Origin of the sequence: Mesorhizobium sp. M0011 (assembly GCF_040324155.1) — a bacterium.
GTDB lineage: Bacteria > Pseudomonadota > Alphaproteobacteria > Rhizobiales > Rhizobiaceae > Mesorhizobium.
This window is the reverse complement of record NZ_JAMYVQ010000024.1, coordinates 23,386-47,112: the sequence shown is the minus strand read 5'-3', so window position 1 is coordinate 47,112 and position 23,727 is coordinate 23,386. Positions and strand designations below refer to the sequence as shown.

Annotated in this window: 29 protein-coding genes and 1 riboswitch; of the genes, 7 read left to right on the top strand and 22 right to left on the bottom strand. The window is 60.4% G+C overall.

The window, feature by feature from the left end; translation table 11 throughout:
• Nucleotides 1–2: 2 nt before the first annotated feature.
• Both NKK51_RS23570 and NKK51_RS23565 read right to left on the bottom strand, forming a co-directional pair.
• Nucleotides 3–728, bottom strand: coding sequence for a GntR family transcriptional regulator (locus NKK51_RS23570; RefSeq protein WP_023814058.1), 726 nt, complete (start codon nucleotides 726–728; stop codon nucleotides 3–5).
• 219 nt (nucleotides 729–947) lie between these two features.
• Complete coding sequence (locus NKK51_RS23565) at nucleotides 948–1,217, bottom strand: DUF982 domain-containing protein (protein ID WP_031213859.1); 270 nt, start codon at nucleotides 1,215–1,217, stop codon at nucleotides 948–950.
• 84 nt (nucleotides 1,218–1,301) lie between these two features.
• Between NKK51_RS23565 and NKK51_RS23560 the strand changes: the two genes are divergently transcribed.
• Complete coding sequence (locus tag NKK51_RS23560; protein ID WP_023814060.1) at nucleotides 1,302–1,559, top strand: hypothetical protein; 258 nt, start codon at nucleotides 1,302–1,304, stop codon at nucleotides 1,557–1,559.
• A 282-nt stretch (nucleotides 1,560–1,841) separates the two neighbouring features.
• On the opposite strand, the gene NKK51_RS23555 is transcribed toward NKK51_RS23560, so the two are convergent.
• The 7 genes from NKK51_RS23555 to NKK51_RS23525 all read right to left on the bottom strand — a co-directional run bounded on the left by NKK51_RS23555 (nucleotide 1,842) and on the right by NKK51_RS23525 (nucleotide 7,331).
• Nucleotides 1,842–1,997, bottom strand: coding sequence for a DUF3309 family protein (locus NKK51_RS23555; protein ID WP_023814061.1), 156 nt, complete (start codon nucleotides 1,995–1,997; stop codon nucleotides 1,842–1,844).
• Between the two features lie 251 nt (nucleotides 1,998–2,248).
• The gene (locus tag NKK51_RS23550; RefSeq protein WP_031213861.1) at nucleotides 2,249–2,854 is read right to left on the bottom strand and encodes a hypothetical protein; all 606 of its coding nucleotides are present in this window, start codon (nucleotides 2,852–2,854) and stop codon (nucleotides 2,249–2,251) included.
• A 376-nt stretch (nucleotides 2,855–3,230) separates the two neighbouring features.
• Complete coding sequence (locus NKK51_RS23545; protein ID WP_031213862.1) at nucleotides 3,231–3,926, bottom strand: methyltransferase family protein; 696 nt, start codon at nucleotides 3,924–3,926, stop codon at nucleotides 3,231–3,233.
• Nucleotides 3,927–4,098: 172 nt separating this feature from the next.
• The gene (locus tag NKK51_RS23540) at nucleotides 4,099–5,118 is read right to left on the bottom strand and encodes an ABC transporter substrate-binding protein (RefSeq protein ID WP_023814064.1); all 1,020 of its coding nucleotides are present in this window, start codon (nucleotides 5,116–5,118) and stop codon (nucleotides 4,099–4,101) included.
• Nucleotides 5,111–5,878 carry an ABC transporter ATP-binding protein gene (locus NKK51_RS23535; RefSeq protein ID WP_352554742.1) on the bottom strand — a complete coding sequence of 256 codons (768 nt, stop codon included), beginning with the start codon at nucleotides 5,876–5,878 and terminating at the stop codon, nucleotides 5,111–5,113. The genes NKK51_RS23540 and NKK51_RS23535 overlap by 8 nt, the downstream gene beginning before the upstream one ends.
• The gene (locus tag NKK51_RS23530) at nucleotides 5,875–6,630 is read right to left on the bottom strand and encodes an ABC transporter permease (RefSeq protein WP_352554765.1); all 756 of its coding nucleotides are present in this window, start codon (nucleotides 6,628–6,630) and stop codon (nucleotides 5,875–5,877) included. Before NKK51_RS23530 ends, NKK51_RS23535 begins: the two co-directional genes overlap by 4 nt.
• A 92-nt stretch (nucleotides 6,631–6,722) precedes the next feature.
• A complete protein-coding gene (locus tag NKK51_RS23525) occupies nucleotides 6,723–7,331 on the bottom strand; it encodes a YkoF family thiamine/hydroxymethylpyrimidine-binding protein (protein WP_352554741.1) in 609 nt (202 codons plus the stop codon).
• Nucleotides 7,322–7,435, bottom strand: a riboswitch (TPP riboswitch). (Overlaps the previous gene by 10 nt.)
• A gap of 195 nt (nucleotides 7,436–7,630) precedes the next feature.
• On the opposite strand from NKK51_RS23525, the gene NKK51_RS23520 reads away from it, so the two are divergent.
• On the top strand, nucleotides 7,631–7,951 hold the full coding sequence (locus NKK51_RS23520) for a hypothetical protein (RefSeq protein ID WP_352554740.1): 321 nt from the start codon (nucleotides 7,631–7,633) through the stop codon (nucleotides 7,949–7,951).
• Between the two features lie 44 nt (nucleotides 7,952–7,995).
• Here NKK51_RS23520 and NKK51_RS23515 read toward each other — a convergent pair whose 3' ends face one another.
• The 4 genes from NKK51_RS23515 to NKK51_RS23500 form a co-directional block, all read right to left on the bottom strand.
• Complete coding sequence (locus NKK51_RS23515) at nucleotides 7,996–9,027, bottom strand: formyltransferase family protein (RefSeq protein WP_352554739.1); 1,032 nt, start codon at nucleotides 9,025–9,027, stop codon at nucleotides 7,996–7,998.
• Nucleotides 9,028–9,157: 130 nt separating this feature from the next.
• Nucleotides 9,158–9,391 (bottom strand): hypothetical protein, encoded by a 234-nt coding sequence (locus NKK51_RS23510; protein ID WP_155930624.1) that lies wholly within the window; start codon nucleotides 9,389–9,391, stop codon nucleotides 9,158–9,160.
• 25 nt (nucleotides 9,392–9,416) lie between these two features.
• On the bottom strand, nucleotides 9,417–9,935 hold the full coding sequence (gene msrA / locus NKK51_RS23505; protein ID WP_127297815.1) for a peptide-methionine (S)-S-oxide reductase MsrA: 519 nt from the start codon (nucleotides 9,933–9,935) through the stop codon (nucleotides 9,417–9,419).
• Nucleotides 9,936–10,067: 132 nt separating this feature from the next.
• Nucleotides 10,068–11,612 carry a glycosyltransferase family 39 protein gene (locus tag NKK51_RS23500; RefSeq protein WP_352554738.1) on the bottom strand — a complete coding sequence of 515 codons (1,545 nt, stop codon included), beginning with the start codon at nucleotides 11,610–11,612 and terminating at the stop codon, nucleotides 10,068–10,070.
• A gap of 89 nt (nucleotides 11,613–11,701) precedes the next feature.
• Here NKK51_RS23500 and NKK51_RS23495 point away from each other — a divergent pair, with 89 nt between their 5' ends.
• Together NKK51_RS23495 and NKK51_RS23490 are read left to right on the top strand one after the other, a co-directional pair.
• Nucleotides 11,702–11,872, top strand: a complete 171-nt coding sequence (locus NKK51_RS23495) for a hypothetical protein (RefSeq protein WP_164762750.1) — start codon at nucleotides 11,702–11,704, stop codon at nucleotides 11,870–11,872.
• A gap of 39 nt (nucleotides 11,873–11,911) precedes the next feature.
• Nucleotides 11,912–12,619 carry a hypothetical protein gene (locus NKK51_RS23490; RefSeq protein ID WP_023814072.1) on the top strand — a complete coding sequence of 236 codons (708 nt, stop codon included), beginning with the start codon at nucleotides 11,912–11,914 and terminating at the stop codon, nucleotides 12,617–12,619.
• An 86-nt stretch (nucleotides 12,620–12,705) separates the two neighbouring features.
• Here NKK51_RS23490 and NKK51_RS23485 read toward each other — a convergent pair whose 3' ends face one another.
• From NKK51_RS23485 to NKK51_RS23460, 6 genes are all read right to left on the bottom strand, one after another.
• A complete protein-coding gene (locus NKK51_RS23485) occupies nucleotides 12,706–13,020 on the bottom strand; it encodes a hypothetical protein (RefSeq protein WP_127297818.1) in 315 nt (104 codons plus the stop codon).
• 359 nt (nucleotides 13,021–13,379) lie between these two features.
• Nucleotides 13,380–13,703, bottom strand: a complete 324-nt coding sequence (locus NKK51_RS23480; protein WP_352554764.1) for a hypothetical protein — start codon at nucleotides 13,701–13,703, stop codon at nucleotides 13,380–13,382.
• A complete protein-coding gene (locus NKK51_RS23475; protein ID WP_032909564.1) occupies nucleotides 13,703–13,888 on the bottom strand; it encodes a hypothetical protein in 186 nt (61 codons plus the stop codon). The genes NKK51_RS23480 and NKK51_RS23475 overlap by 1 nt, the downstream gene beginning before the upstream one ends.
• The gene (locus NKK51_RS23470; RefSeq protein WP_023814075.1) at nucleotides 13,873–14,106 is read right to left on the bottom strand and encodes a hypothetical protein; all 234 of its coding nucleotides are present in this window, start codon (nucleotides 14,104–14,106) and stop codon (nucleotides 13,873–13,875) included. Before NKK51_RS23470 ends, NKK51_RS23475 begins: the two co-directional genes overlap by 16 nt.
• Before the next feature lies 1 nt (nucleotide 14,107).
• Entirely contained in the window at nucleotides 14,108–14,326 is a 219-nt protein-coding gene (locus tag NKK51_RS23465) for a hypothetical protein (protein ID WP_224699536.1), read from the bottom strand.
• The gene (locus NKK51_RS23460) at nucleotides 14,323–15,033 is read right to left on the bottom strand and encodes a glycoside hydrolase family 108 protein (protein WP_352554737.1); all 711 of its coding nucleotides are present in this window, start codon (nucleotides 15,031–15,033) and stop codon (nucleotides 14,323–14,325) included. Before NKK51_RS23460 ends, NKK51_RS23465 begins: the two co-directional genes overlap by 4 nt.
• A gap of 235 nt (nucleotides 15,034–15,268) precedes the next feature.
• On the opposite strand from NKK51_RS23460, the gene NKK51_RS23455 reads away from it, so the two are divergent.
• The 3 genes from NKK51_RS23455 (at nucleotide 15,269) to NKK51_RS23445 (ending at nucleotide 17,627) form a co-directional block, all read left to right on the top strand.
• Nucleotides 15,269–15,979 (top strand): FkbM family methyltransferase, encoded by a 711-nt coding sequence (locus NKK51_RS23455; protein ID WP_164892974.1) that lies wholly within the window; start codon nucleotides 15,269–15,271, stop codon nucleotides 15,977–15,979.
• A gap of 72 nt (nucleotides 15,980–16,051) precedes the next feature.
• Nucleotides 16,052–16,441, top strand: a complete 390-nt coding sequence (locus tag NKK51_RS23450) for a hypothetical protein (RefSeq protein WP_128304619.1) — start codon at nucleotides 16,052–16,054, stop codon at nucleotides 16,439–16,441.
• Nucleotides 16,442–16,445: 4 nt separating this feature from the next.
• The gene (locus tag NKK51_RS23445) at nucleotides 16,446–17,627 is read left to right on the top strand and encodes a hypothetical protein (protein WP_352554736.1); all 1,182 of its coding nucleotides are present in this window, start codon (nucleotides 16,446–16,448) and stop codon (nucleotides 17,625–17,627) included.
• Here NKK51_RS23445 and NKK51_RS23440 read toward each other — a convergent pair.
• The 3 genes from NKK51_RS23440 to NKK51_RS23430 all read right to left on the bottom strand — a co-directional run bounded on the left by NKK51_RS23440 (nucleotide 17,596) and on the right by NKK51_RS23430 (nucleotide 23,452).
• Nucleotides 17,596–20,259: a right-handed parallel beta-helix repeat-containing protein gene (locus NKK51_RS23440; RefSeq protein WP_352554735.1), complete on the bottom strand. Its 2,664-nt coding sequence runs from the start codon at nucleotides 20,257–20,259 to the stop codon at nucleotides 17,596–17,598. The genes NKK51_RS23445 and NKK51_RS23440 overlap by 32 nt on opposite strands.
• A gap of 359 nt (nucleotides 20,260–20,618) precedes the next feature.
• Nucleotides 20,619–21,443, bottom strand: coding sequence for a hypothetical protein (locus tag NKK51_RS23435; RefSeq protein ID WP_352554734.1), 825 nt, complete (start codon nucleotides 21,441–21,443; stop codon nucleotides 20,619–20,621).
• 2 nt (nucleotides 21,444–21,445) lie between these two features.
• Nucleotides 21,446–23,452 carry a hypothetical protein gene (locus tag NKK51_RS23430; protein ID WP_352554733.1) on the bottom strand — a complete coding sequence of 669 codons (2,007 nt, stop codon included), beginning with the start codon at nucleotides 23,450–23,452 and terminating at the stop codon, nucleotides 21,446–21,448.
• Nucleotides 23,453–23,727 lie beyond the last annotated feature (275 nt).

Here is a 23,727-nt window from a genome sequence, read left to right as displayed (position 1 = left end):
GCTCAGAACCTCATATGCAGCGCAAAATGTGCCGGGTTGAGCAGGCTGGTGACATACTCGATCGGCCGATCGTCAGCCGCACGCGTCAGCCGGCGGCCGCGCAGGAAGGGCGTGCCTTGTGGGCAACCGAGGATGGCCGCATCCTCGGCATTGAGCATCTCGATCTCGACCCATTCCTCGCCATGGTCGGGAATGAGGCCGGCGGCGCGCAGCGTCTGGTGCAGCGAGCCCTCGCGCAGTCCGCGCAACGGTACGTCCTCAAGCTCGGAGGACAATGGCAGCCGGCTGCGCTCGATGGAGATCGCATGGCCGTCGCTGGCGTTGGTGCGCACCCGGTCAACGGCAATGAAGAACGGGCTTTCGATACCAAGCAGCGCAGCCAGATCGGGGTCTTCGATGACCTCCAGCCGCAGCGTCCGCGTCTCGGCATTGGCGCCGGCATCGGCCAGCGCGCGCGACCAACCGATGGAGTCATCGACCGGCTTGCCGTCGAAGGTGACGAACGAGCCAATACCAACCCTGGTCGTGATCAGCCCGCGGCTGGACAGTTCTTCGAGGCCCTTGCGGACCGTATTGCGACTGACGGAGAAGCGCTGGACAAGTTCATTCTCGCTTTGCAGGCGGTCGCCGAAGCCGAGAACACCGGAGCGGATTTCATGTTCGAGAACGGTGGCGATCTGCTCGGGTTTGCCCGTACCGGGAGACAGTTGAACCGCGCGCCGCTTCATATAGGTACCTGTTCAGTGAACCTGTATAGTCCTGTTCAATATCTGGATAGAAATGCCGTGTCAACAGATGCCGGAAACAGGCCCAATGAACCCCGAATTTCGGATTGTCCGCAGAGCGCGCCGAACTGGCCGGTTGCCATGGCCCGGAAAAGCTGGTGTGAAAGACCGAGATCAACCAAGAGGATAGAGCCGATCCTTGATTCAATTTCACCGGGCAGGCTACGGGATCGACACCTCACGCGGCTCAACGAGAATGTCCGCCTCGATAGCGGCGTTGATGAACGCCGCCCTTGCCGCCGAGACTTCTTTCTTTCCCTCTAGCACGGCCAGACAGACCTTACGGGCAACCATATGCTTTTGCCCGGGTGCAACCGGCCAGCGGTTCAGCAGGATGTCGGCAGCCTGAGCGACCCGCTCCACGTTGAAGATCGAGTTTCGCGATGGGCCGAGCGCAATCCTGACCGGCTCATCGAAACGCTGATCTTGCACGATGCCACTCCCCAAAGTCGGCATTCATCGATTCGCGGCCTTCAACCCCGCGCAATGTGATAGGTTCCGCGACAAAGGTGCAAGATGTCCGATTCCAGTGGCCAGAAAAATCCCAGGCTGATCGTCGTGGTCGCGTTCGATCGCGGTGAGGATGGCGAGTTGTTCCCAGCCTTTGGACCCGCCGACCAGCAGAGCGAAGACCGCGCCATACGCACCGCCAGGGCTCTAGCGGCAAAGCATGCCGGCGTCATCGCCTGGAGCCGCGAGGCCGATCCGACGCTGGGCGAATACGGCCCGCCGAACACGCTCTTCGTCAGCGGCGACGTACCTGACATGGAATAGTCGACTGGCGTCAGCTTCTGGATGCCTTGCCCATAGGGTTTGATGCGAGCCGGTTTCCCCTCGCCAGCAAGCAAAAGCCCGCTACGGTGAACCGGAGCGGGCCTTGGAGGAGGACAAGGGGTGGGACCCTCTCCTCTTGTTTCCACGGGGGGGTGTGGACCGCAATGACCATACGAAAGTTTTGCAGAGTGCAGGATCACAAGCCGGCTTGCCTGCATCACAATCCGGTGCACGCCGATATTGGGGGCGCTCACGAGATTGCGATCAGTTGCGATAACCCGGCTAGATACGCCCGAGCACGACAAGCACGATGGCGATGAGCAGCACGAGCCCAAGGCCGCCGCCGCCATAGTAGCCGGTGCCGTAGAACGGACCGCCACCGAGGCCGCTGAGGCCGCCAAGCAGCGCAATGATGATCGGTATGGTTCCAAGACTCATAGCGATGTTCAAAGACGAGCGCTCCAAAGGCTCTACCGTTCCGCGCGATTGTGGCGGGCATCGCGTGCGGAAGAGGTCTGCCGGCAACAGAAGCGGCCATCCAGATGATGGCAACCAGAATTTGATTCCGGCACGCCTGTGGACGCAGAAAGCCCGCCAGCGTGGCGGGCTTTCCTACCGGCCGGAGGCCAGGAGAGTGCGGTCGAGCCTCACGGCTGATTCGGCACTTCCAATCCCCGGCCCCTCCAGTATCAGCGACGAGCGATCAGGAGGCAGAGTTGCCGTAGATCGCGGTCGTAGGCGCCTTCGCTGCTGAGCACGTCGACGCAGCGCTTCTTCATTCGCGCCACGTTGCTATCCGACATCTGGGCCACGACACCCGGCAGGCTCGGCCTGCTGGGGTTTGACGGATTGGACGGATTGCTCGGGTTCGACGGATTGCCTGGATTGATGCCGCCACCAATACCCACGCCGACGCCGCTCGTCCCGCCTACATTGGCGCCAAGGCCGGCCGTAATGCCGCCAGACCCTCCGATGTTGGCGCCCGCGCCGGCATTGATGCCGTTGCTGCCGCCGACCGAAGCGCCGAGACCAGCATTGACACCGCTCGAGCCGCCAACATTGGCACCGGCACCGGCATTTACACCACCGCTGCCGCCGACCGAGGCGCCCACTCCGGCACTGATGCCGCCACTGCCGCCAACGGAAGCCCCGACACCGGCATTGACGCCGCCGCTACCACCCACCGAGGCACCAACGCCAAGGCCGATTCCCGCAGCATTGGCGGGCAGGGAAAGAGCTAAAATTACCGCACTACCCGCCAACATATTGGCGACTGTCTTGATGGTGTGAGCCATAACACTCTCCTGTTGTCGTTGCGCTAAAGCAATTGGCGAGAGGCCGATTGCAAGATCAACTACGCGAGGTGGTGAATTTCAGTTTCAGAGAGAGAATACTGAACCTGAGGCGTGGTGTACATCAACAAAATTTCTGAAACAAAATGATATTAAAGTTTGAATAATTGTTCTTTACACGAACAATTCGTAAGGCATTGGCGATCGGACGTTACTCTGCTCCATGCCGCACACCGCGCTGGACATGGATAGGCCTCTCGCAAGATCAGCAAGACCGCCGCGATGATTGCAAGTGGCCAGAGTCTATCGGCGGCCGGATGCGGGAGTGAGAGAGTGCAAGCGTGATTGCAGGCCGAACGATTCTGCGCCGGCCCGCTTGTCAGACGATCCCGTAGAACAGCCTGTAGTGGGCGCGCTTCATATAGTCCCGGTATTCCGGCGTGGCGGCTAACAGCGCCTCTTCGCGCAGGATGCGATGAACCTGGAAGAAGGTGATCGCGGCGTAGACAGCAAGATTGTAGAAGGAAAAGGCCGACAGCAGGAACAGGACATGACCGGCAAGGTATCCGGCATAGATCGGGTGCCGCACCAGGCGGTAGGCACCGTCGGTCATCACGCCGCGATTGCCCGGCAGAATGGCGAAAGAACGCCCTAGCGATATCTTCCCCCAGATCACGAACCCCAACGCCAGGACTTGCAGCGGCGCAGCGGCATAGACCGGGATGATGGCCACGCCCGGTTCCAGGTCGATGAAGCCGACACCGAAGCTGGCGACCACCGAAACAACCACCGTCAGCGGGTTCCAGTCGCGTACCTGCGGTCGCCGCGACAGAAGCAGCCAGGTAAAGGTCAGGATCTCGGAGATTGCCACCAGCGCCACATTGATGCGGGTCGGGTCGAGCATCAGGTGATATACGCCGCGGTAGACGAACATGCCCGCGAAGGCCAGCGCGCAGATCCGAAAGAAACCTTCGCGCAAATCCGCCAGGATTTCGCGCTTTCGGGCTGCGGACAGAATCCTGCCGTCACTGACGTGCGAAAGCGCCTCGCTTTTTGATATGAGCAATGCAAACACCCCGATGATCCTCGAGGCGACCTTTGCACGCAACCATTGCCGGGCAGTTAATCAACAAGATCAGATCGGTGTTAAACTGGCTGTCGGGGAGCCAGGGTACCACATCCAGACGACCCTGCTCCACGCGGTCGTCCAGAAAGACGGGCGACCCATTTCATTTGATCTTGGCAGACTAGCTCAGATAGTCGTTGCGGAAATAGCTCCCGAAATCCGGGCGTTGAGCAACCAGCTTGCCATCGGCATCGCGCAAGATTCCGGACGCGAAGAGATAGTCGCCGATCGCTTCCATCTTGGCCGAATCCATCGTCCCGATGGCGCCGCTTTGGCTGCGCAGATAATGGCCGTCGATCAGCGCCTTCAGCGAGGCGTGGATCAGCGCCGGATTGGTCAACGCATCGTTGTTGGCCGCGATCAGCAGGGCTGCCGCATCTTCGGGGTGATCGACCGCGAACTGGTAGCCGCGCCGTGTCGCCTGGACAAAGGCTGCCGCAGGCTTGGGGTTTGCCTGGAGATAGGCTTCGCTCGAAGAGATCAGTGTCGTATGCTCGTCAGGCACGCCGTAATCGGCATAGATGAAGCTGCGTTGTTTGACGCCCTTGAGCTCGGCTTCGACACCTTCCCAGGTCGAGACTTCGAGCGTGAAATCGACCAAACCATTGGCCAGCGCCTCATAGGCTGAGGTGCCGAGCGTCACCGTCTCGAAATTGCCCTTGCCGCCATCATGGCGGATGATGGTCGATATCAGGGCGTTTTCCCAGGCGCTGCCGAAGCCGCCATAGGTCAGGCCGTCGAGGTTTCTCGGGCTTACTATCTCGCTGCGGGCCGCATTGAAGACCACGCGGCCGGTTTCCGATTGCACCACCGCATAGACGCCCTTCAGGTCCGCTCCGGCGGTTCTCTGGGTGAACAGGCTGATGGTGCCGTTGATGCCGAAATCGGCGACGCGATTTGCTACCAGCGTGCCCGCACCGGTATCGCTGTAAGGCAGGATGTCGACCTCGAGCCCGGCCTCGCGATAGAAGCCCTTGTCGCGGGCGACGAACAGTCCGATGTGGTTGGTGTTGACCGTCCAGTCGAGGGCAACGGTGACCTTTTGTGCCGATTGTGCTTGGGCTCGCCCCGATCCGGCAATGAGCGGAAGGCCTGTGGCAAGGGTCAGCAACAAGGCCTGCCGGCGCGTCAAGTCAATCATGATCGTGTCCTTTGGATGGGGTGGGGTTGAGGATGATGTCGAGAATCTCGGCCTCGAGCGCACTTGCCTGGCGCGCGGCATCGCCGCCAAGGCTGCGCGGGCGCGGCAGCGGCACCTTGATTTCACGCACGATGCGGGCCGGGCGCGCCGACAGCACATAGATGCGGTCGGACAGGAACACGGCTTCGCGCACGTCATGGGTGATCAGGAGCGCCGTCCAGCGATGATGCCGCCACATCTGTTCCAGCCAGCGCTGCATGGCCGTGCGGGTCAGCGCGTCGAGCGCGCCGAACGGCTCGTCGAGCAAAAGCATGTCGCGTTGCTGCACCACCGTGCGCAGCAAGGCCGCGCGCTGGCGCATACCGCCGGACAGTTGCGCTGGAAAATGCCGCTCGAAGCGGGCAAGCCCGAATTCGGCAAACAACGGCGCAACGCGCGCCCGCGCCGCCTGTCTCCTCATGCCTTGCACTTCGAGCCCGAGCGTCGTGTTGTCGAGGATCCGCCGCCACGGCATCAGCGCGTCGCGTTGCGGCATAAAGGCGAAATGCCTGCCGTGGTCGTCGAGGGGTGCGCCGTCGAACAACATCTCGCCCTCGCCATGCTCGGCGCCGGTCAGAAGCTGGAACAGCGTCGACTTGCCGGCGCCCGAGGGCCCAAGGATCGAGACGAATTCACCAGCGCCGACACTCAGCGAAATGTCGGCCAGAACGTCGAGCCCACCGAACGCCTTGCACACATGCCTTAGCTCGAGGCGGCTCATCGCCGCTTCCCTGCGGCTTCCTTGCCGGCATGCTCCCAAGGCATGGCAAGGCGCTGCAGCACTACAGTCAACCCGAACAGGACAAGTGTGAGCGCAGCGCTGACACCGACGGCGGCCAGCACCAGGTCGGGGCGGAAATTGTTCTTGGCGTTGAGCATATAGATGCCCAAGCCCTTCGCGGCACCTGCATATTCGGCGAAAATGGCGCCGACCACGGCATAAGAGATGGAGATCCTCAGGCCCGCAAAGAAGTAAGGCAGCGCCGAAGGCAGCCGCGCCAGCACGAAGACGCGCCAGCGCCCCGCCCCCATGGCGCGCAGCATCTGCCCGATCTCGGCCTCGGTCGACTCGTAACCTTCGACCAATGCCACCAGCATTGGAAAGAAGGTGACCAGTGCCACCAGCATGATCTTGGGCGCCAGTCCGAAGCCGAACCACAGCACCACCAGCGGCGCGATCGCCACCAGCGGCAATGTCTGGCTGACGATGAAGACGGGAAACAGCGCACGCCGCAGCGGCTGGAAGAAGTCGACCAGCACCGACAGCGCAAAGGCGGCACTGAGCGAACAGGCAAAGCCGAGCAGCGTGGCGCCGATGGTCGGAATGGCGTTGTCGGCCAGCGCCTGGCGATTGAGCAGCGCTTGCTCGAAAACGCGCGACGGCGCCGGCATTATCGTCGGCCTGATGCCGGAATAGGTGGCATAAAGCTCCCACGCCACTAGGAGCAAACCGACCGAGATCATGGCCGGCATTGCCTTGACAAGAAAGCTCGCGATCGGGCGCGAAGCGACTGATGATGAGACCACGGGAGATAACCTTTGACGGCCGCGAAAGCGCGGCTGGCTCAGACAGCCGACGGGCTGTTGGCCGAGACCGTGACGTCGAGGGTTACGTGGCCGGCGCCTGGTCCGAAGCGGCAGAAGGCCTCGTCCAGCGCCGAAAAGATCGCACCGGCATCACCGCGCAGTTTCGTGCAGAAATGCTTGGAACGCTCATAGACGCCGGACTGCTTGAGAAAATCGATGCAGCCGTAGATCTCGTCCATGTGGTCGTCGGTGCCCATCACATAGAGCGAGAACTGCGCCGCCGCCGGCTGGCCGGTGGCAGCAGCATTGCGCACCGCCGCGATGGCCGCATCCTTGCGCGGGCCGAGTGGCCCGACAGGCCCGCCAAGTGCATCGGAGCGGCAGATCGGATCATCCGGCTCGCCAGGGCACCCGCGCGAGATGGTGGCCGACAACACCCAATGTTTGCCGCTACGTGCCGCCGCCACGAAGAGGTCGCGCATGGCGGGAAACAGCACTTCGGGCGGCCCGACCAGCAAGGTCGAGATGTCGTCGGTCTCGATCCTGAGCTTGTCGCGCCAGGGATCGAGCGCACCGAGCGCGCCAAGAATGACACCGACGAAATCGTCGGTCATGGGGTATAGGGAAATCTGTGCGCCTGAAAACATCGCCCGCCTCGCTCCGCTGGTATTACCCAGATCAGCTTCTAGGGTCTGTGGGCTTGCCGCCCCCGTCTCAGCCCCGACCGTACGGAGCACCCCTGTGGATGTGCGCCTTAAAGCATCATTCGAGTTCAAGGGAAAGCCGTTTTTTCAGAGCACTGCGCCAAAAGCATTGCGCCAGTCACGGTGTACCTGAGCGGAATTTTGTCGGGAACCTTCGCCGCCGCGACCGGTTGTCCCCACAGTCGCAACGCGATCACTTTCGTAGAAAATAAGCGACGACTTCACAGAAATGGAGACAAACCATGTTCATGAAAATCCTCGCAGCTTCGGTTCTCACCATTGGTCTGGCCACGTCAGCCATGGCGCAAAGCGCCGGCAGCAACAACGCAAATGGAAGCGGCAGCGGCAAGTCGGTGACGGTTGAGCCGAACACGCCGGCTTCCCCGAATACGATCGAGCCGGACACTGTCGACCCGGGCACGACCAACAGCACGACTGGCACGGTAGGGGACATGAATTCGAACGCGGATCGGAATTGCCCGACCAACCCGCAAGGCGCGCAGCCGGACGCCGATGGTAACGCGACGGCGCCAACGGTAAACGATAATCATTGTGGCAAGTAACCACGTCGCAAACGGATGAAGCCGCTGGGCGTCGCCCAGCGGCTTCATCCGTTTTTCTGGTCCGCAGCACTCGCTTTGCCGAACAGCCGGATTTCTGGAGCGGGTCTCCCGGCGGGCGGGCGCGAAAATAGGTGTTTCGAATTGAGCAGCCGTTTGAGCACTCTACCGTAGGTAAAATACAGGACCCGACCGTTGGCGAGATCAAATTCCACTGTTCCCCACCGCCTGACCGGAGCCTTTCCTGTGCAGGGCCCCAGCCTTCTGATCTGGAATCCCAGCCTGACTTTGCGCGTTCCGATTTCAAAATAGATGCCTGGCAGAAGGCCAAGCACATGCCATAGCCGTACAACATGCTCGACCGACATGGCCGGCGAGATTATCAGGTGGCTGGGCTGAAGCCGCGCCCAGACGAAATCGCCTTTCGGCTGCGGCATTCCTGACAACAGCCCCCGGCAGTAGGTCGGCACCGCCTCGCTCACCAGAATCCGCATAGCGGTTGCCGTGCTGTCGACCAGGGCTTCTCTCGATGTCCAGTCAGCTTCGGAAAACGGCACCTGCCCGAGAATGTCACCCTCGTCAAAACCGGCGGACATCTTGTGGAGCGTGACGCCGCCATGAGCCGCATGCCGGCCGTCCACGGCCAAGCGCTGGATCGGGTGGGGCCCTCGATAGTCGGGGAGCAGCGCCGGGTGGAGGTTGACCCCGCCTTTGGAAAAATGGCCAAGAACCTCTTGAGGGATCAAGACAGGCAAAGTGTAGCAGACCAGCACATCGGCGCGGACGTCAGACAATTGCCGACCAAGCGCATTCCAATCGTAAGGGCGGCCAAATTCGATCAACTTGACAGGCGTGTTACCGATAAACCGCCTGAGCAGCAGCTTGCGTTGAAGCCTTCGCCGGAAATTGCCAATGCTGAAACCGGTGGGACGACGCCGGAACCCGGGCACGATGATCGCGCCAATTGCATTTCCAGCCTCTAGCCAGCCGGCGAGCAGAGGCCCCGTATAGTTAGAGATATCGAGGACAAAAACGGCTGTGATCGGCTCCGAGTGATCGGTCGATTCGATCGGCCTCATCTTCGGCGGCTCAAACGGGCCGACAGGTCAGGGCGAGCTTGTCAGGTCGGCTGAGTGGAAGGCGATGCCAAGGCAGTGACAACCGAAAGACGCTCGCGTTTTACAAACACTGGTTTTTCGTAAACTTTTTTCACGGCCCGTCTCCCGAAATCAACTCTTCCTGCGCAGTTGGACCGCGATACGGCAGGCTGTCAACCGCCTGACCGTGTTTGCCTACCGCATCCGCATTCGCCGTTGACGAAGGTGTTCGAAGGGCGCTTTCGCACATTGGTGAAAGCTCGATGGCTTCACCGACGCGACAAGCCGCGCTGACCGAAAGGGGTTTGGATGCGATGATCTGCTCGACGACACCGTCGAGCAGCAATGCAGGGCAAATCGCAGTTGCAAATCTACGAAACCGCCGTCTCGCGAACCGGCAGCTTCCAGCCTGGCCTGACGAAGTGGCAGGTGTATCCGTTGGGATATTTCTCCAGATAGTCCTGATGCTCGGGCTCGGCTTCCCAGAATGGACCAACGGGTGCGACTTCGGTGACAACCTTGCCCGGCCACAGGCCCGAGGCATCGACATCGGCGATGGTGTCCTCGGCGACGCGCTTCTGTTCGTCGCTGGTGTAATAGATCGCCGAGCGATAACTCGTCCCGACATCGTTGCCCTGGCGGTTGCGCGTCGTCGGATCGTGGATCTGGAAAAAGCGTTCCAGCAGCGTGCGATAGCTTATGATGGCCGGATCGAAATTGATCTCGATCGCTTCGGCGTGGCTGCCATGGTTGCGATAGGTGGCGTTGGGCACGTCGCCGCCGCTGTAGCCGACGCGGGTGGAGATGACGCCTGGATAGCGCCGTATCAAATCCTGCATGCCCCAGAAACAGCCGCCGGCAAGGACTGCACGTTCGGTCGAAGTCGCCATGTCACGTCTCCTCAAAAGCAATTCCAGGAAAAGTGTGTAGCGGTTTTCCGTCTGGAATTGCGTAAAAGCAAGTGGTCTCGCCATAAATGGGCATTGTCACCTGCTTCGTCCAGCGGACGCGGTGGATCTACTTCAGTTGCTCGTTTGGGCGAGCCTGTCGATCAAACCCGGTAGCTTCATGCCAGGCGGAATGGCGGCAAAGCTGATCGCCACCGGTGGTGCCCTGAGCGACCAGTCGAAAAGAACGGTCTTGGCGGGGATGTTGCCCAGCCACGCCAGCAGCCGAGGTGGCACGCCGCTCCCGGGCCAGACCAGGAGCATGCCGTGATCGCGCAGCCGCTGGCTGGTGATCCAGGGGGCGAGCCGCATGTCGAGGTCGGTGAAGATCGACGGCTTGTCATAGGCGTTGAGGCCCGCCAGCAACGCGATGCGGGTATCGCCGCCGACGATGTCGAGCCGACCGGGCACCGCCGCGTGCCAGACCGCCTCGGCTTCGTCCGAAATCTGCCGCGCTGGCCAGCAGACGGCATCCATGCGCCCGCGCAAATTGCAACTCGTCCAGCGGATGCCCGCATAGGCACCGGACATGCCGAGGATGCAGGCGAACGCGCAGATCGCCAGCCGTCGCAGTTCGACGGCGCCGAGCCGATGACCCAGCAAGGCGAGCGCCACAACGCCGACCAGATTGTACATCGGCGCGCCCCACGCCTCGCCGGCGCCGGTGAACAGCGAAGCCACCATGACAAGCACCGCCGGACCAAGCCCCATCCACACGAGATAGGCCAGCGCGCCGCGCTCGATGGGCTGTTCCGGCGCGGGCGAACGCCGCAACAGCCCCGATATCGCCAGCACCAGCAATAAGCCGCAGAGCCCCGCCATTTGGACACCGATATAGTAAAGGCGGGCGCGGTGGACCAACACCCATTCATCGCGGCCGGCGACATAGGTCAGCGGCAGGAAATCGATGCGGTAGAGCTGGACGGCCAGCGGCGCGGCGACGGCGAGGAAAACCGCGAGCCCAAGCCAGGGCCAGGGCGTGGCGAGCCGGTTGCGTGCCCGTGTGTCCGACAACAGCCAGATCGCCCCGAAGAGCAACAGCAACCCGGTGGAAAACTTGGCATAGAGCCCGACGCCCGACACCAGTCCGAGCGGCAGCCACCAGCCCGGCCCACCGCCACGGCCCGCACGCCACAGCAGCCAGCAGATTGCGGCCCAGAAGGGCATCTGCGCGTAATCATGATTGAACTGCGGTGTCGGCCAGCCGAAGAAATACAATGACGGCATCAAAAGCACGGCGGCCAGCGCGCGGGTTCTCCCGAGCATGTCGCGGGCCAGCAGGTAGACGAAGACGAAGGTCGCCGAGACGACAAGCTGGGCGAGCAGATATTGCGGCCAGCGGAACGATCCGGTCAGAAGATGGCTGATCTCGAGCAGCCAGCCGGGGAGCTGCGGATGCTTGTAGGTCAAAAGCACCCATTCGCGGCCCCACATGAAGCTCTCGACGACATCGCCGGGCGGGGCGGCATCGACAAGCGCCGGAACCACGGTCCAGCACAGGATCTGCGTCAGGCATAAAAGCGCCAGGCCGGCTTCTGGATAGCGCATCAGACCCGGCCAGATCGACGACTGCCGCCAGTCGCCTGGAACAGAACTGCCGACCGGCAGCCAACCGTTCATGGGTTCGTCGATTCGCGTCATGCGGTGGATAAATCACACCGGACGGTTTTACGAACAGCCCAGAACTTGAAGCTTACGAAAATGTATACTTGGCCGACCATGGCAAAACCAAGATTGAGGCAGAGTTTCGCGCCACCATGCCGCCTCTCCCGTCATCACATGCCAGCAAGACAACAATGGAACACGCCATCCCGCAGCACCCTGAACATGCCGGGCATGGCGCCTTGGGCGTGATCGCGGCAGGTGTCGCCTACGCCTGACCGGCTCCCGTCCCCAAAAAAGCATCCAGGATTTGAAAAATGCGCCACCACCATGCCGTCATTCATTACCGTGCGCTCGATTTCTGGATGGCCCGTGCGGCCGTTCTCGTCATCATCTGCCTGCAGCTTCTGGTCATCAACAATCTCTCATTCGGGCCGCGCTGGGTGGCGCCCGCGCTGGAGGCGGCCCTGCTGCTGCCCTTGTCGGTGGCCACCGCCTGGACACAGGCCGCCACCCGAAAGGCGGTCGAGGACCACGAGTGGCATGCGATCGGCCAGTTTCGGGTCATGATCCGCAGAACAGCCCTGACCATGACCGCCATCATCAGCATCATGAATTGCGGTTCGCTGGTCCTGCTGGTGCGTGCCTTGCTGGAGGGCCATGCCGGCAACAGCGGTACGACGCTGCTGATCGACGCACTCAACATCTGGGTTACCAACGTCATCGTGTTTGCCTTGTGGTTCTGGAGCACCGACCGCGGCGGTCCGCCGACCTGCGGCCTCGTCAAGCTCGCACAGGCCGATTTCCTGTTCGCGCAGATGACGTTGAACGACCGTGAGCTTCGAGATTGGCTGCCCGGCTTCGTCGATTATTTCTTCCTCGCCTTCACCAATGCGACCGCATTTTCGCCCACCGATACCTTGCCACTCTCCCAGCGCGCCAAGCTGCTGATGATGGCCGAGGCCATGATCTCGCTGCTGACCATCGCGCTGGTCGCGGCACGCGCGGTCAACATCCTCGCTTGATCGGCCCGACACGCGAAAATAGCCCGCCCGGCGAACCGGAACGGGCTATTTTGGGTTGTCTTCGATGATTGGAATGCAGCGCCGAACTAGTGGCGCTTGCCCAGCCTGTAGCTGTTGCCGCCCAGCAGGTTGACGCCGAGCCCGCTCAGAACGCCACCGACGATGTTGGTCTTGTTGCCGTTCAGAATGCCTGAGACGACATTGCCGCTCAGGATGTTGTTGCCGCTGAGCACGTCGTTCAGCGCGGTGATCTTGCCAAGGTCGATGGATGGCGAAACATTGATCAGGCTGCCCGAATTGCCTCCCCAGCCGCCCGAACCTCCGCACCCACAACCTGCCTCGGCGGCTCCAACGGACGATGCAACTGCAACAGCGGCTAAAATAACAGTGAACTTGTTCATGAAAGCTACTCCCGTTTGATGATGGAGATGGCTTCCGTCTTCTGTGGTCTACCTCTTGTTTAACAATATATGAACACTTCATCCGCTCAAGTCTTTATCTAGTTTCAGTACATCAATCAAAAATTAACAATAATCATTATGCATAACCGACATGATTAACTTGCTTGTGACAACGGGCGATGACGAGACCGGTCAGATCGAATGCCGCTCAGCAATAGCCGATCGGAAATACAAAAAAGCCGCCCCGGCGTGAGCCGAAGCGGGCAGCGGTCGTTTCTGGAAATGAGAGCAGCGCCGCGCCAGGTTGCCTGCCTCGGTAATTCCGAGGCAGTAGCCAACAGACGACGCGGTGCCAATAGCTACTCCTCCACCCCCGGCTTGAATCTCCGCACCACAAAGTCGAACAGCACGTCCGAAATCCACATGGCGCAGACGCCGATCAGGAAGGCAGCCGCCAGCGTGGTGGTGTCGTCGGCGGGATCGGGCATCGGCAGGCCGGCGATCCTGGCGTAGGAAACCGCCGGTAGCGTCAGGTAGGCCGCCGCAAGTGCGCCGCAGATCGGCGAGGCCACCATTTCGCGCAGCTTGTAGCGATGCCGCGACAGCGCGCGCAGAACGCCGCCGGCGAGACCCGCCGCCACGACCGGTCCCTTGATGCCGAGCAGGTCGAAAAGATCGTTCATCATGGCCTCCAGCCGCAAAGTTTCTGGCCCTTTTCGTTGTGAGCCAGGATCGCCGCCACCGACGCATCGGAAAGGGTCGCCGCCTCTGCCCTTGTCGGCCGGAGGGGATGCCCGGCCGCGCAGAACGACCCGCCTGATTTGGTGCAGCCGGCCAGCAGGAGCGAGAGCGCTATGATTTTGACCATCTGGCCAGCCTCCCCCTGTTGTCGTCCGGCGCCCGGCCGGCGACGGCATCGTCGATCTTCTGGGCTTCGGTGCGCGCCGCTGCGTCGGCGGCATCCTGCCTGGCCTTCTGGCTGGCCTTGCCCTTGGCATAGGCGGTCCAGACACCGGCAAGCGCGGCGCCCATTGCCAGAAGATACGGCCAGGCCTGGCCAAGCAGCGCGAGGGCGAGTGTTCCCATCTCATGTCTCCTTGGCCGGCGGCGCGACCATGCCGCGCGGCCCGTCACGCACCGCGTTGATGATGATCTTGGCAAGGGCAATGGCGCCGCTGATCTGAAGCGCGGTGCGGTCGCTCACCCCGAGCAGCGTCCAGTCGAAGCCGGCGAGCGCGCCGCCGCAGATGATGGCGATCAGCGTGTTGAGGAGATTGTGCAGCGCATTGGTGTTGAACCATGTCATTGAAACAGGCCCCCGAAAAAATCGGCGACCCGATGCCGGAAGGCCGCGAGCGCTCCGGCCATGAGAACGAGGATGCCGGCCGCGGCAGCCGTCTTGCCGCCGGATGCCGGCTGCACGGGCTGGGTCGCCGGCATCACATCAGCCGATGTCTCAAACCTGGGCGACGCCGGCGCGGCCACCGGTGCCGCGGGGCCCTGCGCCGACATCAGCAGGGCCTGAACCCGCACCGACCTGACACGATCGGACCAGCCGCGCCCGAATGTTGCCCATGTCGGCAACCGCTTGAGGAACGCCAGCCGCGCATCGCAAAGCGCATCGATGGTGACGCCGGCCGGCTTTGCCTTGGCCGCCGCGACGGTGACCGGTCCGATCCGCCCGTCCTGCGCAACGCCGACGGCCGCCTGCAAATATTTGGCCGCCCGGCCAGGCCCGCTGTTGACGGCGAAATCGAACACCGCATGGTCGACGCCATCGGGCAATTCGGCGCCGAGCACAGCGTCCCAGTAGAAGCGGCGATAAACGGTGGCGACCTGCGCGTCGCTGATCGCACGCAGATCCGCCTTCGTCGCGTCGGCCTTCACATAGCGGCGGAAGCTGGCAAGCGTCATGCCCTTCATGGTGGCGCCGCCGGGGTCAGCCGGATTGTCCGACCACCCGCCTTCCGATTTGAGAACAAGCGCAAGCGCCCGAGCGAAGTTGCGGTCCATGGTGTTTCCTTTGATGATTGAACTATGGTCGGGGAGACCGTGGAGGAACTTCACGGTCGAGGAAATGCGAGGCGGGAAAAACGCAGGGCGCTGCAGAGTGATGCGATGATCAGGAAGTCCGCAGTCGGAGAAAACCATGAACCGGGCAAGCCGTGGATATGAGTCATGCACCTTGCCAGAAGTTGGGCCGGCGCGTTTACTTTCGGCTGCTGATTCCAGCTCGTAAGGAACCGAGATGATCTTGGAAGCTATACGGAACGTGCGCGATATTGGCTTTGAAATTCTTACCGCCGGCAGAAGAACGGTAACAGTCCGGAACATCGCCCTGTCTTTGGATGGCGTCTCCCGCCGCATGCGGTACGTGATGGCCAGAGGTTACGAGGATCAAGATGCGGCTCTGGCTTCGCGCTTTTTGAGCCACCACGACAAGGTTCTGGAGGCCGGCAGCGCGATCGGCTTCATGGCGTTGAACTGCATGATCGACATCGGCATCGATGATTACTGCATGGTCGAAGCAAACCCTCGCCTAGAGGCATCCATCCGCGAGAACTTTCGCCTCAATGGGATAAGCTTGCCCGTTCTTAGGACCGTCGCTGTAGGTCCGGCCGACGGTTCTATCAGCTTCGGTATCAGCCGAAATTTCTGGTCATCCAGCGCGTTGCGTCGAGACAACGAAGCCGAACGACTCACAATACCTATGCTCTCAATCCCGACAATCGTTTCAGACCTGCCGTTTAGACCAACCGTCTTGATCATGGATATCGAAGGCGCTGAAACGAGCATTCCGCCAAACCATTTTGAGTTATTTGAAAAACTCATCATCGAGTTCCACCCCAAATTGACCGGCCCTGCCGAAGCGCTGGAGTTGGAGCGGAACATAACCAGGCGTGGATTTACAGAGTTTGGCCGAACTGGGGGAACAATCGCGTTTATAAAGGCGCAGTGATAGCCGATTCGAGGTGAGACAGCCGTGAGACCAATTGCTTTCATTGCCATTGCCGTCGGACTTGGAGCGGTCATGACTATCGGCGTCCTAGCATTCGCCACTCCCAAGGTTCCCAAAGCCGTGCCGAAGCTGGCAGAAATAAAGGACATCAAAGGTCGACTGACCGTGCTCACCGCTAATTCGTTCGAGGTGGATGGCACTTCCATTGTTCTCTGTGGAGTTAGGCCATCAGGTACGACGTCTGCGGAAAAAGTAGCCCATAGCGTTAGGCTTTCTTATGAAAATGCCTATGTGAAATGTAAGCCTGTTGGCGGCGGCACCCCATGCGATGGGAAGACGGTGGCAACCTTGGGTAGATTTATCGTAGCGCAATGCAAGATTGACGGGGCGCTTGACTTAGCAACGGCGTTGACAGAATCCGGATTCCTTTGCGGGACGATCCCTGTCTACAAGTCCTGCTAGCACGATGTCGCACTATTACACAAAAACAAAAAGTATTACAATCGATAGGCAGTCAACTTTTGCTGACAAACTTAAGACAATTTACGCCGCCGCTGCCGTCATCGCAATGAGTCTGCAAAGTGTCTACCTGTCTCAATTCGGGGTGGCCGCCTTTTGCTACCTCGGGCTTCTCATGCTGATCCCTCTATTAAGTGCGCCGGTCAAGGCGAGTGCTTTTTGGATCGTTGCTTTCCTACTAGTCGGGATGTGCGGAACTTTCACCGAAGGGGGCGGCACCAAAGCAGTCCTAGGCACTATTGGCAGCAGCTTGGCTCTCATCCTCGTTCCAGCTTGCTTTGCCAAAGATAGTCGCCCTTTGTTGGTTGGTTTGCGATGGGCGATCGCTGCGCACGCGCTTATGGTCCTGTTCCAGATTTTCTATTTCGCGGCGTTCCGAACTTATTTTGACCCGCTTGCAAGTCTTGGCCTTGGTGACCAGACGGTCATGAGTAAGAAAGGACTTGAGCTTGCTGTCGGCAGAGTGCCGCGCTTTGCAGGCTTGTCGAATGAACCAGGCACCCATTCGACTATGATCGCAAGCCTGCTTGCTGGCGAGTACGCCCTTTCGCGCAAGCTCTCCAAGGTATCAATTTTAGGCATTCTTTCAGCGATCGCGACGATGTCGCTTGGCGGCATGATGTTCGTCGCAATGTTCTGCGGAGTTGTTGGGCTCCACCAATTTTTTGCTGCTCGAAGATGGAGACTTCTTGTGGCCGCCGTCGGTATAGCGCTGCTTTCAATCATCATATATTGGGCGTTGCTGACTCTTGAAACAAGATCGCAACTCTATATCGAGGGCACGCAGCACGATCAGATGATGGAGTGGGCATTTTCCTACCAGCGGATAACGCTGTTTGGCCTAAGCGAAAGTCAGATACCGATGTTCTTCACATTTGGCTATCTCGGCGTTGGCCTCGACTTTCTGCTCCGATACGGCTTATGGGCAGTTGTAGGGATTGCCATGTATTTGTCGAGCTTGCCGCTCTTGGGCATTGGCCTGTCGGTTGTGTTGTTGGCCACAAAATTGAAGCTGACGTATCCTCTAGTTTTCGTCATCCTCGCAACGATCAACTTAGGCATGACGCAGTACCCTTACGCAAAGTTGCGAATTCATCCTAGGCTTCGAAATCCCCTAACCAGCCGATAGCCGAACTGACAACCCACAGTCCTACCGTATAGGCCTCCAGTGTTACGCGCTCGCCGGGATCGAGAATGAGATATTTTCCTGCACCGCCGCCCTTGATCGTATCCGTCCCGTTGGGCTTGATGTTCATGACATGGGTTGCGTGTACTCCGGCAAAGCCGATCCGAAGGCCAGGCACGGCAGGCGGCAGCGTATGTGTCCACGTCGCGCCGGCGCCGTTGTTGTGGCAGAGTGCCCGGTTGTGAAGCCCAGACAGCGTCGTGTTGACGGTCAGATTGATCGGCACACTCGACGTCCCCTGCAGACCGGGATTGTTGCCGCCAATAAACCTAGTCACGGTGCCGGCCGTGATGGAACTGCCGGTGCCATCGCCAACCCATTCCGACATGTCGAAACCATCGACCAGCATTTCGTCTATCGCGCCGCCGGTGGTCACCCGAAAGGCAACGCCAATGGCGGTAGAGTTCTTCAGGGCGATGTCCCTGAGACTGGCTTTGCGCAGCCGCTGGCCCACGGAAAGGTTGAACCGGATACCATGCGACTGGGTGTTTCCCCTGATGCTAGAAAGGCTAAGGCTCGCCGGTGTCACGACGTTCGCAACGACAATGGCGTCGGTCGAGCAGTTCATCAACGTGCCCGGGCCGATCGCAAGAGGCGTCTGGTAGGGCGCGGCGATTACAGCTGTGGCACCTGACGTTCCGCCCCTGATTGTCTCGCCAGCTGGAAAGATGCCGGCCGAACCGCGCACATAGATGCGCCGGGTCGCGCTGTTTGCCGTTTTGGCAACCGCAGAGATGCCTCCAGTGATTGTTTCAGCGGCCTGAAATGTCCCGCTTACCGGCAAGACCCTCAGCACGTTGGCAAAGAAGTCGACCAAGATGCCCGTCGCGCCGGATGAACCGCCAGTCACCGTCTCACCGAGTTCATAGTCGACGGTTGAACCGGTGATGACGATTTCAAAATGTTGGAACCGCAGGGTTCCGGTCGAGCCAGAGGTGCCGCCGCTGACCGTTTCGCCAGTCGCAAACGATCCAACTTGCGAGCTGAGGGCGAACTGATATTCGCCGTTTGGCTCCAATTGCAGAGCGGTGTTGTAGCGATCGACGTACCAGTTATCGAGCCGGCCCGACTGAATCTGAACGCCGAAGACGTTACCGGCAGAACTACCGGAGAGCCGGTTGCCGATTGCCTTGACATTCGAAATGACGATCTCGCTGTTGGCGTCAGTCGCGGCTATGCCAACCAGACAGTCATTCGCCACCACGTTGGTTATGATCCCTCGTGGATCTCGCGCACCGGTCATCTCCACCCAGACACCGGCGGAGGGGCTGTCGAGATGTGCATCTGCGAAAACCCCGTCGACCAACACGTCGGTGGTGTTTAGATTCCCCGTATAGGTCAACACGACGCCGTCGCGTTTGCACTTCGCCGACCGGATGTTGCGCACGATCGGCTTACGGACGCCGGCCACGTAAACCGTGTCGCCAAACTCGCCGCCGGTTGGCGTGACGATGTTATAGCCGTCAATGTCCTCAATCGTCGGGCTGTCGACACAGAGCGCCATCACGCCGGCAAGGCCAAGATTGCGGACTTTCACGCCACGAATTGTCGGCCGCTTCCGGCGTGCACCAGTGGAGAGGCCGACGCGAATACCGATAGAAGCCTGGTAGCCGGCATGTGATCCACCATCGATCGTGAGGCCCCCGTCTATCAGGACGTCATCGGCGGCGATATCGATGACGGGATGGTGGCCGGTAACGGTACCGACTGGCGCGCGCAGGATCAGGGCAGAGCCGCCCAGGCATTCGACGCGCTTCTTCGCTGTCGAGATCGTGTGGTTGCCGTCGGTCTGGTAGGAGCCGTCAATCAGCACATGCGGATAGCTGCCCGCGAGCAGTGCACCTATTGCAGCCGTGGCATTCGCACCGCCACCACGCGCCCCGAGCATTGATGCCGTCACCGGGGTTGAGGCGAGAGTACAGCCCGTCTTCATCATGCCATCGCTCAGCGTGATCACCAAATCCCCGGCATTCGTTCCATTCTTGCGGTACACAGCGCCGCTGCCTGCCACCTGAGAGCTGTCGTAGAAGGCGGTGCGGATGTATGTGGGTGCTATCGGCGGCGAATAGGCCTCCGCCGTCGCCTTGGTCGCGAATTGCGGATCGAGCAAGGTTGTCATGGCGCCCGTCGCTACGTCCGCAGCGGCCTGTGCCTGGTCGATGATGCCTTGCGCGGCTGCCTGGATATCCCCGACGGTGTCGTCGGACTGGTAGAACGACAGCACAATGTCATCGGTTCCGATCACAGGGTTCAGCGTCTGGAAGGCAAAGACGAAATCGGCCGAGGCGTTGCCCTGCTGGACATGCACCGTCGTTCCCTTCTGCATGGTGCGCCCGGTGCGGGCATCGGCGGCGCGGAACCATCGGCCTTCGCTTACCGTATAGATACCGTTTTGCGTCTGGTCGGCCTGGTCCTTGACCAGCACGCGGTCGCCCACCTCCGTCGCCACCCCGTCGATGGTCTGAAGGCCGAAAAACGCAATGCTGGCGGTCGTCGCCAGACGAACGGGTTCGCGCTCGCCGGTCAGAAGGCGAACGGCGGCGGCTGAAGATCGGGCCATGCTGGCTTGCTCCATGGAAAAGCCTCGCGAAAGCGAGGCTGAGAGGGGTAAGGCCGGCGGCATAGCCGCTAGCTGACTGCGCGGCGGCGCCTTCGAGACTTGTCATGGCGATGCGCGCACGGCGCCGAATCATGAGAAATTCACAATCGAAAGAGAACCTGGGGACGACTCCGCATCGATGAGGAGCCGCAGATGGTGCGCGAACTGTAGCGGTCCCTTGTGGTGCTGGCGGCCCGAGCGCTTTCTATTGTCTGTATTTGTGGTCGTCCCCCACTTCAAAGTGCAATCATAGGATCGCCCCTGGCATATAAATGCAGCTCGGACGCTCGCGCAGTAGGTGCGCGGATCCTGTATCGATGCGACGCAGGGGCCAGTCAAAACTCCATGAAATCGATAGTAACAGCGACACCGGCAAGCACCCGCCCGGCGCCGGCGGAGTTTGAATTTACTATGACAACGTCGCCGGGCTCGAGATCAGCGCCAGCGGAGTTGCTGGCTACTCCACCGTCGCGCGTGACAAAGGCTGTCAGCCCGACTGCTGTGGTATCAATAGTGGAAACGTTTGTGGAGATCCCGCCGCGAAAGCGGCGAACGATCAAGTTGCGGTAGTTGACTGCGTCGGCTGCGACGTCGGCTGTAGTTTGGTAGCTGGCGCGAACGATGCGACCGCGACGGCGGGCAACAAACACGCTCTTGTTTATCGTGCCAGTCGCGGCGTAATCGTCAAGTTGCGCCGCAATACTTTCGGCGAAGATGTATTTCTGCGCATCACCCTGCACCGTCACAGTTCCACGGACCTTGTTGTTTTTCCCCCACATGATCGCATAGGGGTAAAGCTGATACTGCCATTTCACCGCGCCCTGTATGGGGCGCCAGATGATCGTTCCGTCGAAAATGCGATTATCGGTCCCCGCAGGTCCTCCTGCCGCCGCCGAGATGCCCGCCCCTACGCAGATAAAGAAGGCACCACCGTGCGAGACCACATTGTCGACCGCATAGGCAGTCGATACCGCCCACGCGGCAATTGAAGCTGAGCCGTCGTCCGTCACCGACAGCGCCGTTCCGGCCGGCCCGCCACTGCCCGCCGACCGACCTTCGGCTGTGGCGCGGTAGACGTTGCCGCCGTTTGTCACAAGAGCGTTGCGCTTGTAGATAGTGTCGGGAGCCCAAGCAGGGATGGCAGTGCTGTCTCCGTTCAAGATCACATCGCCTTCGATGTCACAATCATCAACTGAGGCGCGGCCAGCTCGCCGAGATTTGTAATGGTCAGATCAGTTTGAGTGCCACCAGCCGTGTTGTTGCCGCGCGTCACCAGGCGTCGCACTTTCACACGAGACGCCGACTGAATGCTAATGCCACCTTTGTCGGAGGCCTCAATGCGCAGGCCATCGATATCTATGTCGAGGTCTGACCACCCGATTTGATCGCCATTCCCCACCGCTGAAAAACAGGTGAGAGCATGGTTGAACCCGCAAATCGCACGGTAGGATGTAATGTCCTTGAGCTTGACGTTGATGCCTTCGCGTATCCAAAAATAACTGTGGTCATCGAGCGTGATGTTTTCAAGCGTGATGTCCTGCACTGGACCAGCGCCTGGGTGGCCGCCAGCCGCCCAATCCCAGCCGATGTAGAAAACGGGAGCGGCCGTCGTGCCGACCGCTGAACCGGAAATATTGCTGATAAGGATGCGCTTGGAAAGTTGGTAGTTTCTGACCGGGTTTCCGGCGACGTAATCGGCGAAAATCTCCGGTGTCGTGGTTTTGTAGTTTATCGTGGCGATATTGCCAACATTGAAGACAGAGAAGTCGCCAATCGAGGCATCAACCTGATCGTTGACGTCAATGCACTGGTTCAGACGAGACGTCGACTTGAAAACGCCATTTCGGATGACGACGCGCTTGCTTGTCCCGTCGAGATCGATCGCCTCTGAGAAATCATCAAAAATGAAGTTCGTAATCACAAGGCTATCGACGTAGCGGACATTGAAGCCACCTGTCATTTTTTGGTGAAAATGCCCATTGATCTGGACGTTTTTGCAGTTTTGAATGTGGGAATAGTAGCCGCGCCGCCCCCCGCTGGAACGGCCGATTGTATCCAGGTATCGCAACCCATCGACGCCTACCACGTAGGCAAGCCGCTGGTTGCTGTTAATTGCATCGGCATCGTTGACGCTATCGAAGGTAACGCCGTCAAAGGTGATGTTCTTCCGCGTTCCAACCGCCATATTCATATCGGTCGAGAACACCGGCTGAACATCATTTGCGCTGACGCCAGGGCGGCTCACGCCGTGAAGCACCGCCTCGCGCCCGGTGATCGCCACATTGTCCACCGTCAGCGCAACTGCCCGATAGATGTTATTTGTGGGTTGTCCGGCGAGCGTGAAGGGTGAGACAGGACCGGGAACCATCCTATAGGTCCCAGCAGGAAGGTCGACGCCCCCGATCGCCAGATTGTAAGCAGCCTGGACCGCCGGGCCGTCGTCATTGACGTTGTCTTTGCGCGCTCCTTTTTGGGTCGCCGTGGGAGTGCCCGACAGCGAATAGCCAACAATCGTCGCATGGTCGGCCAGCATGATCACCAGATCCCCGGCACTCGTTCCGTTCTTCTGATAAATCGCGCCGCTGCCTGCTACCTGGTGACTGTCGTAGAAGGCTGTGCGGATGTATGTCGGGGCGATCGGCGGGGAAAACGCCTGGGCGGCTGCGAGCGTAGCGAATTGCGGATCGAGCACCGTCGTCATGGCGCCCGTCGCCACGTCCGCCGCGGCCTGGGCCCGGTCGATGATGCCTTGCGCGGCTGCCTGGATATCGCCGACGGTGTCGTCGGACTGGTAAAACGACAGCACAATGTCGTCGGCACCGATCACGGGGCTCACTGTCTGGAAGGCATAGACGAAAGCGGCCGAAGCCGTGCCCTCCTGGACATGCACCGTCGTTCCCTTCTGCATGGTGCGCCCCGTGCGCGCATCGGCGGCGCGGTACCAGTAGCCTTCCGAGGCCGTATAGATGCCGTTCAGCCTGGCGTCCGCCTGATCCTTGACCAGCACCCGGTCGCCGGTCGCTGTCTGGACGCCGTCAACCATTTTGAGGCCCTGGATCCAAGCAACGCCGTCGATGACGATCGTCTCCAGGTTCGCCGTCGTTGCCAGGCGCACGGGTTCGCGCTCGCCGGTCAACAGGCGAACGGCGGCGGTTGCAGGTCGGGCCATAAGGCTTGCTCCATGAAAAAAGCCCCGCGCAAGCGAGGCTGTGAAAAGGGTCTGATTTTGGGGCGTGGGCGCGTCGGGAGGTTAACCCCCGTCACATGGGTGGGACCGATAAAAGTGCGCTGTCACCGTAACTGCAGCACAAGGTCGGCATCAGCCTTTTCGCCTCGGTCAGCAACCCAGTTGCCGCGCTTTTCGCACGCACTATCGATCTTTTAGATAATTTCGCGCCCAGGCTCTTGCTTCGGGGCTGCCTACATTTGGCGAGTCGTGCTCTT

Excerpts from the sequence above, each read along its gene's own strand:
- NKK51_RS23570 (WP_023814058.1), bottom strand. The coding sequence starts at position 728 with ATGAAGCGGCGCGCGGTTCAACTGTCTCCCGGTACGGGCAAACCCGAG.
- NKK51_RS23560 (WP_023814060.1), top strand. The coding sequence starts at position 1,302 with ATGTCCGATTCCAGTGGCCAGAAAAATCCCAGGCTGATCGTCGTGGTC.
- NKK51_RS23555 (WP_023814061.1), bottom strand. The coding sequence starts at position 1,997 with ATGAGTCTTGGAACCATACCGATCATCATTGCGCTGCTTGGCGGCCTC.
- NKK51_RS23550 (WP_031213861.1), bottom strand. The coding sequence starts at position 2,854 with ATGGCTCACACCATCAAGACAGTCGCCAATATGTTGGCGGGTAGTGCG.
- NKK51_RS23540 (WP_023814064.1), bottom strand. The coding sequence starts at position 5,118 with ATGATTGACTTGACGCGCCGGCAGGCCTTGTTGCTGACCCTTGCCACA.
- NKK51_RS23535 (WP_352554742.1), bottom strand. The coding sequence starts at position 5,878 with ATGAGCCGCCTCGAGCTAAGGCATGTGTGCAAGGCGTTCGGTGGGCTC.
- NKK51_RS23530 (WP_352554765.1), bottom strand. The coding sequence starts at position 6,630 with ATGCCGGCCATGATCTCGGTCGGTTTGCTCCTAGTGGCGTGGGAGCTT.
- NKK51_RS23525 (WP_352554741.1), bottom strand. The coding sequence starts at position 7,331 with ATGTTTTCAGGCGCACAGATTTCCCTATACCCCATGACCGACGATTTC.
- NKK51_RS23520 (WP_352554740.1), top strand. The coding sequence starts at position 7,631 with ATGTTCATGAAAATCCTCGCAGCTTCGGTTCTCACCATTGGTCTGGCC.
- NKK51_RS23515 (WP_352554739.1), bottom strand. The coding sequence starts at position 9,027 with ATGAGGCCGATCGAATCGACCGATCACTCGGAGCCGATCACAGCCGTT.
- msrA (WP_127297815.1), bottom strand. The coding sequence starts at position 9,935 with ATGGCGACTTCGACCGAACGTGCAGTCCTTGCCGGCGGCTGTTTCTGG.
- NKK51_RS23500 (WP_352554738.1), bottom strand. The coding sequence starts at position 11,612 with ATGAACGGTTGGCTGCCGGTCGGCAGTTCTGTTCCAGGCGACTGGCGG.
- NKK51_RS23490 (WP_023814072.1), top strand. The coding sequence starts at position 11,912 with ATGCGCCACCACCATGCCGTCATTCATTACCGTGCGCTCGATTTCTGG.
- NKK51_RS23485 (WP_127297818.1), bottom strand. The coding sequence starts at position 13,020 with ATGAACAAGTTCACTGTTATTTTAGCCGCTGTTGCAGTTGCATCGTCC.
- NKK51_RS23480 (WP_352554764.1), bottom strand. The coding sequence starts at position 13,703 with ATGAACGATCTTTTCGACCTGCTCGGCATCAAGGGACCGGTCGTGGCG.
- NKK51_RS23475 (WP_032909564.1), bottom strand. The coding sequence starts at position 13,888 with ATGGTCAAAATCATAGCGCTCTCGCTCCTGCTGGCCGGCTGCACCAAA.
- NKK51_RS23470 (WP_023814075.1), bottom strand. The coding sequence starts at position 14,106 with ATGGGAACACTCGCCCTCGCGCTGCTTGGCCAGGCCTGGCCGTATCTT.
- NKK51_RS23465 (WP_224699536.1), bottom strand. The coding sequence starts at position 14,326 with ATGACATGGTTCAACACCAATGCGCTGCACAATCTCCTCAACACGCTG.
- NKK51_RS23460 (WP_352554737.1), bottom strand. The coding sequence starts at position 15,033 with ATGGACCGCAACTTCGCTCGGGCGCTTGCGCTTGTTCTCAAATCGGAA.
- NKK51_RS23455 (WP_164892974.1), top strand. The coding sequence starts at position 15,269 with ATGATCTTGGAAGCTATACGGAACGTGCGCGATATTGGCTTTGAAATT.
- NKK51_RS23450 (WP_128304619.1), top strand. The coding sequence starts at position 16,052 with ATGACTATCGGCGTCCTAGCATTCGCCACTCCCAAGGTTCCCAAAGCC.
- NKK51_RS23445 (WP_352554736.1), top strand. The coding sequence starts at position 16,446 with ATGTCGCACTATTACACAAAAACAAAAAGTATTACAATCGATAGGCAG.
- NKK51_RS23440 (WP_352554735.1), bottom strand. The coding sequence starts at position 20,259 with ATGGAGCAAGCCAGCATGGCCCGATCTTCAGCCGCCGCCGTTCGCCTT.
- NKK51_RS23430 (WP_352554733.1), bottom strand. The coding sequence starts at position 23,452 with ATGGCCCGACCTGCAACCGCCGCCGTTCGCCTGTTGACCGGCGAGCGC.